The organism is Synechococcus sp. CS-1333 (assembly GCF_025128015.1).
GTDB lineage: Bacteria > Cyanobacteriota > Cyanobacteriia > PCC-6307 > Cyanobiaceae > MW101C3.
Genome location: NZ_JAHLYO010000031.1, coordinates 51795 through 66548, shown reverse-complemented (window position 1 = coordinate 66548; position 14754 = coordinate 51795). Strand labels below are relative to the sequence as shown.

At 70.0% G+C, this 14754-nt stretch carries 14 protein-coding genes; 7 read left to right on the top strand and 7 right to left on the bottom strand.

The genetic code is table 11. From position 1 onward, the window contains the following. The first annotated feature begins 15 nt into the window (after window positions 1–15). Entirely contained in the window at window positions 16–564 is a 549-nt protein-coding gene (locus KQ303_RS12090) for a hypothetical protein (RefSeq protein WP_259730476.1), read from the top strand. Window positions 565–583: 19 nt separating this feature from the next. Here the strand turns inward: KQ303_RS12090 and KQ303_RS12085 are convergent, their stop codons facing one another. Beyond that, on the bottom strand, window positions 584–1318 hold the full coding sequence (locus KQ303_RS12085) for a response regulator transcription factor (RefSeq protein ID WP_259730514.1): 735 nt from the start codon (window positions 1316–1318) through the stop codon (window positions 584–586). 184 nt (window positions 1319–1502) lie between these two features. Here KQ303_RS12085 and KQ303_RS12080 point away from each other — a divergent pair, with 184 nt between their 5' ends. Next, window positions 1503–1769 carry a DUF6761 family protein gene (locus KQ303_RS12080; RefSeq protein WP_094511003.1) on the top strand — a complete coding sequence of 89 codons (267 nt, stop codon included), beginning with the start codon at window positions 1503–1505 and terminating at the stop codon, window positions 1767–1769. A gap of 207 nt (window positions 1770–1976) precedes the next feature. Here KQ303_RS12080 and grxD read toward each other — a convergent pair whose 3' ends face one another. The 4 genes from grxD to KQ303_RS12060 form a co-directional block, all read right to left on the bottom strand. Further along, the gene (gene grxD / locus KQ303_RS12075; protein WP_255099666.1) at window positions 1977–2300 is read right to left on the bottom strand and encodes a Grx4 family monothiol glutaredoxin; all 324 of its coding nucleotides are present in this window, start codon (window positions 2298–2300) and stop codon (window positions 1977–1979) included. Between the two features lie 132 nt (window positions 2301–2432). Continuing rightward, window positions 2433–2666, bottom strand: a complete 234-nt coding sequence (locus tag KQ303_RS12070) for a BolA family protein (RefSeq protein ID WP_255099667.1) — start codon at window positions 2664–2666, stop codon at window positions 2433–2435. A gap of 60 nt (window positions 2667–2726) precedes the next feature. Further along, window positions 2727–3272 carry a hypothetical protein gene (locus tag KQ303_RS12065; protein ID WP_094511006.1) on the bottom strand — a complete coding sequence of 182 codons (546 nt, stop codon included), beginning with the start codon at window positions 3270–3272 and terminating at the stop codon, window positions 2727–2729. A 27-nt stretch (window positions 3273–3299) separates the two neighbouring features. Further along, on the bottom strand, window positions 3300–3986 hold the full coding sequence (locus tag KQ303_RS12060) for a 1-acyl-sn-glycerol-3-phosphate acyltransferase (protein WP_259730513.1): 687 nt from the start codon (window positions 3984–3986) through the stop codon (window positions 3300–3302). A 243-nt stretch (window positions 3987–4229) separates the two neighbouring features. On the opposite strand from KQ303_RS12060, the gene KQ303_RS12055 reads away from it, so the two are divergent. Then, the gene (locus KQ303_RS12055) at window positions 4230–4979 is read left to right on the top strand and encodes a pyridoxine 5'-phosphate synthase (RefSeq protein WP_259730475.1); all 750 of its coding nucleotides are present in this window, start codon (window positions 4230–4232) and stop codon (window positions 4977–4979) included. Continuing rightward, complete coding sequence (locus tag KQ303_RS12050) at window positions 4976–5308, top strand: MgPME-cyclase complex family protein (RefSeq protein ID WP_259730474.1); 333 nt, start codon at window positions 4976–4978, stop codon at window positions 5306–5308. Before KQ303_RS12055 ends, KQ303_RS12050 begins: the two co-directional genes overlap by 4 nt. Window positions 5309–5444: 136 nt before the next feature. Here the strand turns inward: KQ303_RS12050 and KQ303_RS12045 are convergent, their stop codons facing one another. After that, complete coding sequence (locus KQ303_RS12045; RefSeq protein WP_255099670.1) at window positions 5445–5612, bottom strand: hypothetical protein; 168 nt, start codon at window positions 5610–5612, stop codon at window positions 5445–5447. Window positions 5613–5870: 258 nt separating this feature from the next. Then, the gene (locus KQ303_RS12040) at window positions 5871–6230 is read right to left on the bottom strand and encodes a hypothetical protein (protein WP_255099671.1); all 360 of its coding nucleotides are present in this window, start codon (window positions 6228–6230) and stop codon (window positions 5871–5873) included. Between the two features lie 112 nt (window positions 6231–6342). Here KQ303_RS12040 and KQ303_RS12035 point away from each other — a divergent pair, with 112 nt between their 5' ends. The 3 genes from KQ303_RS12035 to KQ303_RS12025 are packed head-to-tail and all read left to right on the top strand — an operon-like array spanning window position 6343 to window position 14456. Then, entirely contained in the window at window positions 6343–6999 is a 657-nt protein-coding gene (locus KQ303_RS12035) for a metallophosphoesterase (protein ID WP_259730473.1), read from the top strand. A gap of 19 nt (window positions 7000–7018) precedes the next feature. Further along, complete coding sequence (locus KQ303_RS12030) at window positions 7019–10420, top strand: exodeoxyribonuclease V subunit gamma (RefSeq protein ID WP_259730472.1); 3402 nt, start codon at window positions 7019–7021, stop codon at window positions 10418–10420. A gap of 7 nt (window positions 10421–10427) precedes the next feature. Further along, window positions 10428–14456, top strand: a complete 4029-nt coding sequence (locus tag KQ303_RS12025) for a UvrD-helicase domain-containing protein (protein ID WP_259730471.1) — start codon at window positions 10428–10430, stop codon at window positions 14454–14456. Window positions 14457–14754: the final 298 nt, after the last annotated feature.

The following is a 14754-nucleotide window of genomic DNA, read 5'->3' as shown; positions in this document are numbered from 1 at the left end:
CCACATCGCCCTTCGATGCAACCCCCCGCCGCGCCTGCCGGCAGCACGCTGCACCGCTATCCCCTGGCGGCGCTGATCCGTTTCACCCTGCTGGCGCTTTACCTGGCTCTGGTGTTGCCCTTGCCGGTGATGGCACCGCCAGGCCTGCGCCCCTTCTGCTTGGTGGCAGTGCCGCTGGGCTTTCTGCTGGTGAGCGCACTGCTGAGCGAACAGGTGCAGCTCGATGGCGAGGGGGTGCGCGTCACCTATCCCGCCTGGTGCCGCTGGTGGCTACGTCGTGGCTGGAGTCTGCGCTGGGAGCAGATTGACGGCCTGATGCCGATCGGCACCAGCCAGGGCGGCACGGTGTACTACCTCAAGGGGCCCGGCTCCAGCCGCTACCTGCTGCCCCAGCGAGTGGCCCGGTTCCCGGAGTTCCTCGAGCGGGTGCAGCAGGCCACCGGCCTCAAGCTGGCCGGCGTGGGCAGGATCACCCCTCCCTGGACCTACTGGACCCTGGCGGGCCTGAGCGTAGCGATGCTGCTCGGTGAAGCCGCGGCCTTCGCGCTCAGCGCTCGGGCCTGAACGCCCGTGCCCTGAGCGCTCAGTTGGCGCTGGTGGACTGCCGCAGCGGCGTGGTGGCTGCTGGCGGCGGCATGTCGTTGGCTTCCGGCAGGGTTTCCAGGCTGAAGCGATAGCCCTGCTGACGCACAGTTTCAATGCCACCGCCTTCGCCGAGGCCGGCCAGCTCCAGCTTGCGGCGCAGGGTGAGCACCTGGGTGTCCACCGAGCGGGGGCCACCGCTGAACGGGGGCCAGGCCATCCGCAGCAGCTCCTGGCGGCTGCGCACCATGCCGGGTGGCATCAGCAGGGCGCAGAGCAGGGCGAACTCGCGCGGGCTCAGCTCCACCGGTTGGTCGTGAAGGGTGACCTGACGAAGCAGCAGATGCACCTCCAGCGGCCCCACGCAAACCCGCTCCTGCAGGCCGTTGCCACTGCGCCTGAGCAGGCTGCGGCTGCGGGCCGCCAGCTCCTCGAGGCCGAAGGGCTTGCGCAGGACGTCGTCGGCGCCGGCATCCAGCAGGGACACCACCGGATCGGCGCCGGTGCGGGCGGTGAGCACCATCACCGGACAGCGCAGGTGGGCCGCCAGGCGCAGGGCCGAGCTTTCCTCCAGCAGTTCGGCGCTCACCAGCAGATCGGGCATCTGGTCTTCGCAGAGCTGCAGCGCCTCGCTGGCCGTGGCCACCGCGGCGGCCAGGTGGCCGTCCTGGCGAAGGCGCTGGGCCAGCACCGTGCGCAAGGTGGGGTGGGGGTCCACCACCAGGATGCGTTTCAGAGAACTGGTTGCGGGTCCGCGGCGGTCAACGCCAACCGATCCCTCAGCCTTTGCTGGGTTTGGATTCTGATTGGGCGTGAGTTCCACTCGCGGCCGCGTATGCACGCCTAGGCTAACTGGAGAGGGAGAAGGTCACTGGTGACACTGGCTGTGCTGGCGACCGGCTCCCGCCTCCGATCTCCCCATGACCGCGCTCCAGAACCCCGAAGCCATTCGTCACTTTCAGTCGCTGTGCGACGCGTGCCAAGACCTGGCCAGCCGTTTTCACAGCCAGAGTGAGCTGAGGCTCTACGCAGACGGCTACCTGCACGCTCTTCGTCGCACCGCCATCCTCGATCCGCTCTCGCAGCGGCGCTTGGAGGAGCTCACCGATCGCTGGATCATGGACCCCTCCGCTTTCGTGGGGCCCAACGGTGACATGAGCACCCTGTTCAAAAACAGCCGCAACTGAGCGCTTCTCTGAGCCTGCAGCGAAGCCGCTGCGGCTGCAAGTCTCTTGGCAGGGAGCGGGCCGCATTCTCAATGCTGGCACTGGCCAGGCCCGCTGTCACCCGCGCGGGATCCAGTCGGCGCTCCAGCCAGAACGTGCACCTCACGCAGCCTGTGCGAAGCCAAAACCTCGGCTTGTGGCTTTGATGGCCCGCTTGCAGGCTGAGGCTCAGGAAGCCAGCGCCACGGCGAGTTTTTCGCGCAGTTCGCCGGAGTTGTACATCTCGATGAGGATGTCGGAGCCGCCGATGAATTCCCCGTTCACGTACACCTGAGGAATGGTGGGCCAATCAGAGAATTCCTTGATGCCTTGGCGCACCTCGGGATCAGAGAGCACATCGAAGGTTTCAAACGAAACCCCGAGTGCATTGAGAATCTGGACCACGTTGTTGGAGAAGCCGCATTGGGGCATGAGCTTGTTGCCCTTCATGAACACCACCACGGGTGCGCTGCTGACGAGGGCTTCAAGGCGTTGCTGCGTGGCGGTTTCCATGGAAGTGCGGGGGGTTGAAAAGAAAGGAGACAGTGGAGCGGGGATCTGGCGTAACGCTCTGTGGATGTCGGGGCCAACGCCGATCAGGCAGGGCTAGGGCGGCTGAGAGCAGCGGCGCCCGGCCAGGTGCGGTCAGGCCGGCGCGGAGGTCTGGAGCGCCAGGGCGTGAATGGCTTCACTGGCCAGCTCGCTGCGCAGGGCTCCGTACACCAGCTGGTGCTGGCGGATGCGGCTGAGCCCCTCGAAGGCTGCAGAAACCACCTTCACCTGCAGGTGGTCGCCACCGCCGGTGAGATCTTCCACTTCCACCTCAGCGTCCGGGAGGGATCCTTGGATCGCTGCTCTGACCTGATCCGGTAACACCATGAAGAGTCGGTCGTGGCCTGTGGCGGAAATCTAGAAGTGGGAGCAGCGCATCCGCCGACTTCAGCGCGGAGCTGCAGGGGCTTCAGCGCCCGCCGCATACGGAGTGACGGCGAAACCGAGCTCGAGCAGGCTCTGATAGGCCTTGCGGCCCTCTTCGCGCGCCGGGGTCATCACCTTCACCACTTCCACCAGCAGGGGCACGGCCACTTCCGGCTGGCCCTGACGGCGCAGCAGCGCCGCCAGCCGCAGGTTGGACTGGGCGTAGATCTCGAGGGCCTCCCGGGCCTTCTGATCCATCTCGCGCGGTATCCGGGCATCCAGGCCGCGGAAGGAGCCGCTCAGATCGCGGTAGAAACCAAGCAGGCGGCGGCTGGCATCACGGGCAAGGTCATAGTCCTTGCGGGCGCTGGTGAGATCCCCCCGGGCCACGGCGGCATCGCCGCGGGTGAGAAATCCCTTGACTGCCGCGAGATTGAAGCCGGATCCGGATCCTTCCAGCACTTTCGGGGGTTCTTCCTGCGTCTGGGCCTGAACGGGCTGGGTGGCACCGAGGGGCAGAAGAGCAAGTGCCAGGGCAAGCCCAAGGGCGACGTGGGGCCGACGCACGGCTGCTTCACAAAAGGCGGCCGAACTCTAGGCGCCTGGCATCGGCCGACCCACTGCAACGCGGGCCGCTTCCTCAGCTGATTGCATCGCCACCGCCAGCTGGGCATTGAGGCCCTTGACCGAAGCACGGCTCTGGTTCTGCACCGTGAGCGGGGCCTCGAAACACACCGCTGCCTCATCCCGACGCAGCCCCCGGCCATGCCCGTAGGCGATTCCCACCGGCACGACGTTCACGGCCACCCCTTGCCCTGCCGCCAGCCCCGCCAGCCGGGCCAGTCCCTGATGAAGACGGATCGGGCCGTCCTCACGGCGGATGTGCCCCTCGGGGAACACCACCAGTTGCTCGCCGGCCGCCAGCAGATCCACCGCGTACCGCAGCGGGGTGGTGCCAGGACGGCTCTGGTCCACCGGGAAACAACCGAGGCGGTGCAGGAACCAACCCTGCAAGCCCTGCATCTCCGTGCGGGTCACCATGAAGCGGCAGTCGCGGCCGGTGACGCGCCGGCCGGCCGCATGGGGCAGCACCAGGGCATCCCAGCGGGCCCGGTGCGTGGGAGCCAGCAGCACGGCGCCCTCTCCGGGCAGGTGCTGGCGGCCCAGCACGTGAATGCGGCGAAACTGGAAGGGCAAGGCCAGATCCTGGGTGACAGCCATGGCCAGAGGCGCCAGCCAGGGGCTGATGCCGTTGCAGAGTCGCCGCTCGCGGCGGATCAACGCCGGAGTGACAGCCGCAGGTGTGGCGCCATCAGGCGTGGGCGCTGCAGGGGCTGGCGGGCAGGCCGCGCTCTCCGGCTCGATCTGCTGCTGCGACTGCGCTGTCACCGCCCACCGCTGAAGGTGCCTGCAAGCTAAGAGTCACAGCTGCGCAGCGCCGAAGGGCACGGGCAGTTGCCGCTGCGGCCAGAGGACAGTGGCCTGGGGGAGATCCATAGGATCCAGGAACCTCCCGGTTTTGCCATGGCCAGCCTTGGCGTCAACATCGATCACATCGCCAATGTGCGCCAGGCCCGCCGTGCGGTGGAACCCGATCCCGTGACCATGGCCCTGCTGGCGGAGCTGGGTGGCGCCGACGGCATCACCGTGCACCTGCGGGAAGACCAGCGGCACATCCAGCCGCGGGATCTGGAACTGCTGCGCGCCACCGTGCGCTCACGCCTCAACCTGGAGATGGCCGCCACGGCGGAGATGGAGGCGATCGCCCTGCGCATCCGTCCGGACATGGTGACGCTGGTACCCGAAAAACGGGAGGAAGTGACCACCGAGGGCGGACTCGATGTGCGGGCCCAGGCCGCCAGCCTGGGGCCTCTGGTGGGCCGGTTGCAGGCGGCGGGGATTCCCGTGAGCCTGTTCGTCGACCCCGACAACGCCCAGCTGGAGGCCAGTGCCGCCAGTGGCGCCCGTTGGGTGGAACTTCACACCGGCGCCTACGCCGAGGCCAGCTGGAGCGAACAGCCCCTGGAGCTGGCACGCCTCACCGAAGGCAGCCACGTGGCCCGCAGCCTGGGGCTGCGGGTGAATGCCGGGCATGGGCTCACGTATCAGAACGTGGAGCCGGTGGCGGCCATCGAAGGGATGGAGGAGCTGAACATCGGCCACACGATCGTGGCCCGCGCCCTGGCGGTGGGCCTGCAGGAAGCGGTCCGCCAGATGAAGGCGCTGGTTCAGAATCCACGCCGCGATCCCCTGTTCGGCTCGATCGATCCATGACCCTGCCTGCGCCCCTCACCTATCACTTCGTTGCCGCCAGCGAAGCGTTTCTGACCGTGGAGGAGCCGCTGGAGGAAGTGCTGCGCGAACGCCGTCGCCACTACGCCGAGCGCAACCAGCCGATCGACTTCTGGCTCGTGTCGCGGCCGGCCTTTCTGGAGGCCGCTGAACTGGAGACCGTGGGCAGCAGCGTGCCCAGACCGGCGGCCGCGGTGGTGTCCACCGACCCGAAATTCATCGAATTCCTAAAATTGAGGCTGGAATTCGTGGCGAAGGGCAGCTTCCTGGCTCCTTCAGCCACCATCTCAGACCCGTTGGCCACCACCTGAGCAGGGCGCAGGCACTTGCAACAGCCCGGGCGGATCAGCCTGGGCGACGTGCAGTGATGGTTGTGGTGTGTTGGTGTTGAGCCCCGCTGGTGCGGGGCAGTAGGGGCTGACCCCCGACAACGCGGGGCCTTCCTGCTCAGCTGCGGCGCAGCGGCGCTTTGGTCTTGTGCTGCACCCAACCGGCAAGGTGGTGGTGCTGGCGGGAATCCAGGGCAGCGTCGGCAAGCCAGCGATCCCGGAGGCACTCCAGATCGTCGGGATGGAGTTCTCCGTTCTCCTGCCAGTGGAGGTTGGTGGGAGTCAAGTGTTGGATCGCTGTCATGGCTTGGCTGCCCACTTTGTCAGCTGAAGTGGTGGCAACGGCCGAAAAATGAAGCCGATCTCCTGTAAAGAATCGGTAGATCCTGTGGAGCGTTGATCGCTTGGTGCGGAACTTCAGCGCGGATCGTGCGCGCGGCGGACCCCATTGGCGCGAAATGTGTAGCAAATGTGTCCGCAGCGGAGGTGTTTGCGGCGGAGGTGTCTGCGGCAAAGGAAGCCCATGGCCGCGCCGGCACCACCCTCAGAACAGGCCGAAGAAGCGCTTGCGCTTCTCGCCCTCGGCACCCTCCGGGGTGGGCAGCTTTGGCGACGGCGCCTGCGGGGTGGGCCGCACGTCCTGCTGGTAGCGCGGGCGGTTGTCACCGATCGTGAGCAAAGCCTCCTTGTTCTTCCACCAGATCCAGTCGCGGATCGGCGGAGTGGAGAGCAGCTCCTCGCGGGTGAGGCCGAGGCCGAGCTTGGCGGAGGCTCCCAGCAACACCTCGATCATTTCGTCCCCGTCCTGGCAGCGCGCCAGGGCCTCGTTGGTGCGTTTGGCGCCATTCAGCGCCTTCACCAGCGCCTTCACCTTCTGGGACGGGGGGAGGGAGGCTGGATTCATGGGCCCGCAACGACGCCTGCCGGACCGTATCAGCGCCTGTAGGCGGTTGCTGCCCGGGGGGGCTGACAGATTCACGTGCGCCGGGCGAGACTGTCGTTAACGCATTCTTTGCATGCTTCCCCCTTCGCAGCCTTCCCGTCACTGGGTGATCGGTGACGTGCATGGCTGCGCCGATGCCCTGCAGTCGCTGCTGGAACAGCTGCCCACCGGCGATCGCCTCGTGCTGTGCGGGGATGTGATCAACCGCGGCCCCCACATCGAGCGGGCCATGCAGCTGGCCTGGAGTCTCGTGCAGGAAGGCCGCGCCGTATGGCTGCGCGGCAACCACGAGCAGCGGCTGCTCGATTCGCTGCGCCGGGGCAACTGGCTGCGCAACCCCGCCCTGGCCGGCTGTGATACCTACCGCCAGCTGGGGGATTCACGCTGCCGCCTGTGGCAGGAGCGCCTCGACGTGCTGCCGCTCACCTATGCAGGCGAGGGCTGGGTTGCCACCCACGCTGGCTTCAACCCCCACACCTGGGCGCCTGATCTGAGCATCCGTCTGCCCTTCTGGCAGGCCTACGACGGCCGCTTCGGCGATGTGGTGATCGGTCACACGCCGGCCCCAACGGTGCGTCGCCTCAACCGCATCGTGATGATCGACACCGGCGCCTGCTACGGCGGCACCCTCACCGCCTATTGCCCCGAGAGCGGCGCCAGCATCTCCGTGCCCGGCACGGGCTATCCGCAGCGGACTCGCGCAGGCCAGGCCGCGCTCGGCTCCTTCTGACCAGCCCAGCGGCGGCGCCGTGCTGAGCGTTTTCCGGAGCAACCGCGCTGAACAGCTGGCGGCCCTGCTGGCGCTCCAGCTGCTGCACGACCCGCCTGGGCCGTTTGAAACCGTGCGGGTGGTGGTGAACACCTGGCCCACCAGCCGCTGGCTGGGCGAGCAGCTGGCCCTGGAACTCGGTGGTATCGCCGCCAACCTGCGCTTTCCCTTTCTCACCAGCGAGCTGCGCCAGACCGTGGACGGTCTGCTGGGCGAAGGCGCCGCAGACAGTGATCCGTGGCGGGCCACCGAGCTGGTCTGGCCGCTGCTGGAGCTGCTCCCCGCGCTCGCCGCCGGCCCCGACGCCGCCCTGCTGGCCCACTGGCTGGAGCAGCGCGGCCATGGCCAGCGGCCGGCCCTCGATCTGCCCCTGTGGCAACTGGGCCGGGCGATCGCCGACAGCTTCGACGACCTCAGCCTCTACCGGCCGGCGATGGTGGCCGCCTGGTGCCGCGGCCATGACCACAACGACCGCGGCCAGCCGCTGCCGGCCGATCAGCTCTGGCAACCGCGCCTGTTCCGCCAGCTGCATGAGCGGCTGAGCCGGCCGCCCTTCGGCCTCAAGGTGCTCACGGCGATCGAGCGGCTGCGCCACGGCACTGCCTGCCTCGATGGGCTCCAGGGTCCGCTGCGGCTGTTCGGCCTGAGCAGTGCCGCTCCGGTGCAGGTGCACCTGCTGCAGGCGCTCGCCTCCGTGGTGCCTGTGGATCTCTACCTGCTCACCCCCTGCCGCGATCTCTGGCAGCGCTGCAGCGACCGGCGCCGCAGCCTAGATGTGGCGATCGAGCTGGCCGATCCCCACGACCTCGACTGGCTGGCGCGCACACCCGGACTCGAAGCCCGCTTCGGGCGGCTCGGCGGCGAATTCCAGCAACTGCTGGAGGGCACCGGCGACACCCAGCTGGCCGCCGAGGAAACCCGCGATCTCTTCGTTCTGCCGGCCAGTGGCGCCGAGCACCAGGGGCGGCGGCCGCCCAGCTTGCTGGAGCAGCTGCAGCAGCAGCTGGTGGAGGCGGAGGCCTGGCCCACCCTGACGCTGGCGCCCGGGGACCACTCGCTGGAGTTCCACCCCTGTCCGGGGCGGCTGCGCCAGGTGCAGATCGTGCGCGACCGGTTGCTGCAGCTGCTGGCCGCGGATCCCAGCCTCGAACCACGCCACATCCTGGTGATGACCCCCCAGGTGGAGCAGCTGGCGCCGTTGCTGGGCTCGGTGTTCGGCGACAGCGGCGCCACCGGTGTGACCCTCCCCTGGCGGCTCACCGACCGCAGCCAGCAGGGGGACGCCAGCATCGGCGGGGCCCTACTGCAGCTGCTGCGCCTGGGGGGAGAGCGGCTCACCGCCTCAGCGCTGGAGGCGCTGCTGGAAAACGGCGCCCTGCAGACCCACTTCGATCTGGAAGCCGATGAACCGGCCGCCCTGAATGCCGCGCTGCAGGCCGCAGGCTTCCGCTGGGGCCTCGATGGCGCCGCCCGCGGCGGTGATCCCACCTACAGCCTGCGCTGGGCCATCGACCGGTTGCTGCTGGGCCAGGTGCTGGCCGATCAACCGGGCGTGGCCGTGGGCCTGACCGCCCCGCAGGCGCTGGGGGGCAGCGTGGAGCGCCAGGCGCGCTGGATCCGGCTGCTCACCCAGCTGCAGCGCGTGCTCGAAGGGCTGGGCCGGCCGCGCAGCGCCGTCACCTGGGGCAGCCACCTGGCCACCCTGCTGCCGGAGCTGTTCGGCGAGGGAGGGGAGCGGGCCTGGGAGCTGCAGGCGATTCGTGCCGCCATCGCCGAGTGGCAAGGCAGCGCCGCCCGCTGCCCGCTGCCGATCGGAGCGCCGGTGGTGGCCGCCGTGCTGGAGGAGCGCCTCTCCAGCGACAGCGGCCGCTTCGGCCATCGCAGCGGCGCCCTCACAATCAGCGCCCTGGAACCGATGCGGGCCATTCCCCACCGAGTGATCGTGCTGATGGGCCTCGATGCCGATGTGTTTCCACGGCAACGGCAGCGACCCGGCTTCGACCTGATGGAACGGGAACGGCGGCTTGGTGACCCCAGTCCCGCCGACCAGGACCGCTACGTGTTGATGGAGGCGTTGCTGTCTGCCCGCGACCACCTGCTGATCGCCTGGACCAGCCGCGAGGAGCGCAAAGGGGAAGAGATGCCACCGGCCACCGCCGTGCGCCAGTGGCTGGAGCTGCTGAAGGCGGAGCTGGGGGAGCCGGTGGCGCAGCAGCTGGTGGTCAGCCATGCCGCCAACCCGCTGGAGCGGGTCAACTTCCTGGCCACGGGCGAGCGGCCACCGGCCAGCTGCGACCGGCGACAGCTGCTGGCACGCCAGCAGCTCGATGGCGCCGTAGCGCTGGCACCGGCCTGGCCGTTGGCTCTGCAGGAGCCGGCCGAACAACCCTTCGGCGCTGGTCTGGAGGCGCGGGCCGGCCGCGTAGCTGGCGTGAGCGAGGCCGAGCTGGATCCCTGGAGCGACCTGCGCGACTGGCTGCTGGCGCCCCAGGCCCAGTGGCTGAAGGAGCTGGGGCTGCGGCCCAGGGAGTGGGTGGAGCCGCTCGATGACCTCGAAGCGCTCGAACTCGACGAACGGCAGCGGGCCTGGCTGCTGCGTCAGGAGCACGAGCGGCAGGCCACCGCACGGCCAGCGGCACCGGCAGCAGGGCAGTTGGCCGCGCAGAACACCCCCCTGCCCGCCCCCGACTGGCGCCACCTGGCGCAGGGGCGTGGTGTGCTGCCGCCGCTCAGTGCCGGAGCCCTGGAAGTGCAGACCCTGACGGGCCGCTGGGACACGCTGCAGCAGTTGCTGGCGGGCCTGGGCGAGCCACAACCCCTGGCGCTGCGTTGGCAGCAAGGCGAGGAGGGCGCGGCCACGCGGGCCCTGGCCGCCGAGCTGGTGGCACACGGCAGCACGCTGGTGCAGGTGCGGCTTGGGAATCCCCGCCCCTGCGACCGCCTCGGCCTGTGGCTGGAGCTGCTGCTGGCCGCCGCGGCCGGTGCCGCCCCCAGGGAAGCCCGCCTGATCGCCCGCGACAAGGAGGCCTTCAAGGTGGTGGGCGTCTGGGCGGCTCCCACGCAGGAGGAAGCGGCGCAGCAGCTCAACGGCCTGATCCGCTGGCGCCAGGAGCACCGCCTGCGCTGTTGGCCGGTGCCGCCGGCCATGGGCTACGCCTATGCGCTGGCGGAACAAAATAAACCCGGCAGTGGTGCCAGCGCCGCCAGCAGCGCCTGGGAAGGGGGGCTGTTCGCCATGGCGGAACGGGAGGAGGCACCGCTGGCGCTGGCCTTCGGTGGTGGCACGCCCGCCGCCGACCTGCTGGCCGGACGCTTCGGCGATCTCTGCGGCCTGGCGCTGGCGCTGTGGACGCCGCTGCTGGAAGCGCAGGTGCAGCCGTGAGCCAGCCATGAGCCACGCCAGCAGCCAGCCAGACCCCTGCGCCAATGCGGCCGATAGGCCGCTGCTGGAGTTCGATGCCAACGCCCTGCCGCTCAGCGCTGGCCTGCGGCTGCTCGAAGCCAGTGCAGGCACCGGCAAAACCTTCGCCCTGGCCCATCTGGTGCTGCGCCTGGTGACAGAGCCCCATCTGATGGAGCGCCCCCTGGCCTTGCGGGAACTGCTGGTGGTGACCTTCACCGAAGCGGCGGCAGCCGAACTGCGCGACCGGATCGGCCGGCGGTTTCAGCAGGCCCTCGAGGCGTTGGAGGCGCTGCAGGCTCTCGAGGCACCGAACACGCTGCAGCCACCTGCCGCCGCCCGGCCCGCCATGGACGCGGTGCTGGCCGGCTGGCTGGAGCAGCTGCCTAGCGGCACCAACCTGCCCCAGCTGCGCGCCCGGCTGCTGCTGGCCCTTGAAGAGCTGGATGCCGCCGACATCACCACGATCCATGGCTTCTGCCACCGCAACCTGCGGCGCCAGGCGCTGGAGGCAGGCCTGGGCCCGCAGCTGGAGGTGGAAACAGAGGGGGCCGAGCTCGCCGAGCAGATCGTCCACGACTACTGGCACAGCCAGGTGCTGCCCCTGCCGCTTCACCTGCTGCAAGGGCTGAAACGGGCCAAGGTGACCCCGGCCACCCTCAACGGCCTGCTCCAGCTGCTGGAAGGCGATGCGGCGCTGGCGCCCCCGCCCCTGCCGGACGGCTGGCGGGCCGAGGCGCCGCTGCAGGAGCAGCTCACCGCCTTCTGGGGCCAGGTGTGGGAGCGGTTCAAGCCGTTATGGGCGGCGCGGGGGGAAGCGCTGGAGCAGACGTTCTGTACCAGTGCCAGGCAATGGAAGGCGGCGGGGGCCAGCAAGACCGGGATCTACGCGGGCCGTCCAAGGACCAAGCGGGTCGAGGAGCTCAACGCCTGGCTCGCCGCCCAGCCCGATCCCGGCTCCTACGCCGAGCTGCGCATCGACAAACGCAGCTGGCTACCCGACTACTTCCATCCCGCCGTCTTCACGAAGGTCGCCGAGACGTTCGAAACCCCGCCGGTGTCGTTGCCGGAGCGGCCGCTGCTGGAGGCGGTGGCCGCGCTGGTGGACGGCCCCGCTGAAGCGGTGCTGGCCCACTTCTGCCACTGGGGCGTGGGGGAACTGCGCAGCCGGCGGCAGCGGGCTGGGCGGATCAGCTATGGGGAGCTGTTGCAAGGCCTCGATCCCGGCCCGACGGGCACAGAGCGTCCCGCGCTGATCGAGGCGCTGCGCCGCCGCTACCGGGCGGCCCTGATCGATGAATTCCAGGACACCGACCCGATCCAGTGGCGCACGCTGCGGCAGGCCTTTGCCCCCGCCGCTGGCGCCGGCCAGCATCTGCTGGTGATCGTGGGTGACCCCAAACAGGCGATCTACCGCTTCCGTGGCGGCGATCTCGACACCTACCTGGCGGCGCGGCAACTGGCGGCCCGCACCCCGGCGGCGGCAGGCGAACCCTCCATCCGCAGCATGCGCCACAACTTCCGCGCCTCAGAGCCCCTGGTGGCCGCGCTCAACCACTTGATGGCCCCCGGGCTGGTGCGCACCAACCTGCCCGTGCCCGCCGTGGTGGCCCAGCCGCAGCGGCAAGCGCTGCACCTGCAGCTGCCCCCAGGCCAGGCGCCGCTGCAACTGTTGTGGCTGGGGCCGGAGCCTGGATCCTCCGCCGCCGGGGCGAAGCTGCCCAGCAAAACCGCGCTGGAGCAGACCCTGCCGCGGCAGATCGGTGCGCTGACGCTGGACCTGCTGCAGCGCGGCATCGAGGTGCACGCGCACGCTGAGCAGCGGGCGCTTGAACCGGGCGACATCTGTCTGCTGGTGAGTCGCCACTCCCAGGCCGACGCCCTGCGCCGCGCCCTGGAGGAACGGGGCATCGCCAGCAGGCTGGTGAGCAAGGGCGATGTGTTCGAAAGCGAAGGGGCCAGTGCCTTGCAACGCCTCCTCGATGCCCTGGCGGAACCCGGCAGCGGTCCGCGGCAGCGGCTGCTGGCCGCCTCCCCCCTGCTGAGCTGGAGTCCCCGGCGCCTCACCGCCGCCAGCCCGGCCGACTGGGATGCCCTGGCCGATCGTCTGGCGCGGCTGGCCGAAGGGCTGGGGCTGCGGGGCCTGCTGGGGGTGCTGGCCGAACTGCTGGAGGGGGAGGGGCTGGGGCGCCTGTCGCAGAGCGGCAGGCTGCTCGCCGATCTGCAGCAATGCGCTGAGCTGGTGCAGGAGCAGATGCACAACGAACAGCTCGGGGCGGTGGCCGCCGCCGACTGGTTACGTCGCCGCCGCCGCCATCCGCCCAACGACCCGCCGGAACGGCACCAGCCCCACAGCGATGCGGTGGAATCAGCGGTGCGGGTGGTGACGGTGCACCGCAGCAAAGGGCTGGAGTTTCCGGTGGTGATCTGTCCCTATCTCTGGCAGGCGCCCCCCGCAGCCACATCCGCCGCCAACCCTGGCGTGCGCTGGACACCTCCCGGTGCCGCGGGCCCCAGCCTCGACATCTCCGTGAACCAGCGCTGGGGCGTGGGCCGCGAAGCACGGCAGCAGAAGCATGAGGCGGAGGCGCAGGAAGCGGAGCGGCTGGCCTACGTGGCGCTGACCCGCGCCATGCAGCTGCTCGTGCTCGTCTACGGGCCCTCACAAGACCAGGAGGCCAATCCGCTGCGGCCCTGGCTGTTCCCCGGCCAGCCCCTGAGCGAGCCCGGCGCCGACGACTCCAGCACCCAGGTGTTGGGCCCAGGTGACGCGCTGAGTGGTCTGAGCTGGATTCAACTGCCGGCGCAAGCTGACGTCCTGGGGCGCTGGCAGTCCCCGCCCCGCCACGGCACGCTGCACACAGGCCCGGTGCCGCAGCGGCTGCTCGATGGGAACTGGGGCCGCAGCAGTTACTCCAGCTGGACGCACCACAGCAGCGGCGCTGCCCTGGCTCCGGCGGCGCTCGAAGACGGTCGTGAAACCGATGCCAACACCGCCGCCCCGCCGATCGAGGCGATGATCGAAGCGGCAGCCAGCGCCACCTCGGGGCCAGCCACCTCCCAGCCGGGCACCTCTGGTCAAGCCGGCTCCAACGCAGCCACTTCTGGTCCAGTCACTTCTGGCTCAGCCAACTCAGACCCAGCCAGCTCCGACCCAGACGCCCACGGCCCCCTGCAGGATTTCCCACGGGGCGCCTCTGCCGGCGATTGCCTGCACCGCATCCTCGAGCAGGTCGACCATCAACGCCGTGCCGTTGCCGATCCCGCCACCGCCGCCCTGGTGGAGCTGGAGCTGGGGCGGGCCGGCATCGACCTGGAGCAGCGGGATGCCGTGCTGGCCGGCCTCGAGCAGCTGCGCCTCACCCCGATGGGCGGCCCGCTGGGCAGCTTCCGCCTCGCCGAGCTGCCTCTGACGCGGCGGCTGAACGAAATGAACTTCGACCTGCCCCTGGCCTCTGAGCCGAGGGCGTCCCAGCAGGACTCGCCGCTGGTGCGCGCCGCCGGGCTGGCAGCCCCGTTCCGCGACCATCCCAGCGGGGCCTTCGGCGCCACCTACGCCAGCCAGCTGGAGCAGCTGCCGGTGGCCAGCCGCGGCTTTCTCACCGGCTCGATCGATCTGGTGTTCACCGCTCCCGCCGCCGCTGGCGAGCTGCGCTGGTGGGTGGCCGACTGGAAGAGCAACTGGCTGGGTGAGCGCGGCGAGAACGGCCAACCGCTGGCCTGCGGACCCCTGCATTACGGCCCGCCGGCGATGGCGGCGCTGATGGCGGCAAATCACTACCCACTGCAGGCTCACCTCTATCTGGTGGCGCTGCATCGCTACCTGCGCTGGCGCCTGCCGGGCTACAGCCCCGAGCGCGATCTGGGCGGCTACGTCTACGTGTTTCTGCGCGGCGTGCCGGGGGAGCGGGCTCAGGCGGCCGGGCCCGGAGCGGCCGTACCGGGAATGTTCGTGGAAGCGGTCGATCCCGATCGGCTGCTGGCCCTCGATGCCGCCCTGCGGGAGGGGCAGCCATGACGGATGCCTCGCAAGAAGCACAGGCACCCGCGCCGTTCGGGGCTCTCACCACAGCAGCCACAGGCGCGGTGGCAGCGTCTGGCTGGACGCTGGGGATGGCCCTGGCCGAAGCCCTGCCGCGCCTCTACGGGGTGAAGCGCGATCCGCTGGTGGAGGAGCTGATCCTGGCGCTGGCGCTGGCGGTGCAACGCGGCGAGCTGGAGCTGCCGCTGGCGGGAACGGCGCCGGAAGGGATCGGGGCGGAAAGCGTGGCCGCCGGCCTCTGGCCGGAGGGCCACCGGGCAGCGCTGGAGCGCTC

Excerpts from the sequence above, each read along its gene's own strand:
- KQ303_RS12090 (WP_259730476.1), top strand. The coding sequence starts at position 16 with ATGCAACCCCCCGCCGCGCCTGCCGGCAGCACGCTGCACCGCTATCCC.
- KQ303_RS12080 (WP_094511003.1), top strand. The coding sequence starts at position 1,503 with ATGACCGCGCTCCAGAACCCCGAAGCCATTCGTCACTTTCAGTCGCTG.
- grxD (WP_255099666.1), bottom strand. The coding sequence starts at position 2,300 with ATGGAAACCGCCACGCAGCAACGCCTTGAAGCCCTCGTCAGCAGCGCA.
- KQ303_RS12070 (WP_255099667.1), bottom strand. The coding sequence starts at position 2,666 with ATGGTGTTACCGGATCAGGTCAGAGCAGCGATCCAAGGATCCCTCCCG.
- KQ303_RS12055 (WP_259730475.1), top strand. The coding sequence starts at position 4,230 with ATGGCCAGCCTTGGCGTCAACATCGATCACATCGCCAATGTGCGCCAG.
- KQ303_RS12050 (WP_259730474.1), top strand. The coding sequence starts at position 4,976 with ATGACCCTGCCTGCGCCCCTCACCTATCACTTCGTTGCCGCCAGCGAA.
- KQ303_RS12040 (WP_255099671.1), bottom strand. The coding sequence starts at position 6,230 with ATGAATCCAGCCTCCCTCCCCCCGTCCCAGAAGGTGAAGGCGCTGGTG.
- KQ303_RS12035 (WP_259730473.1), top strand. The coding sequence starts at position 6,343 with ATGCTTCCCCCTTCGCAGCCTTCCCGTCACTGGGTGATCGGTGACGTG.
- KQ303_RS12025 (WP_259730471.1), top strand. The coding sequence starts at position 10,428 with ATGAGCCACGCCAGCAGCCAGCCAGACCCCTGCGCCAATGCGGCCGAT.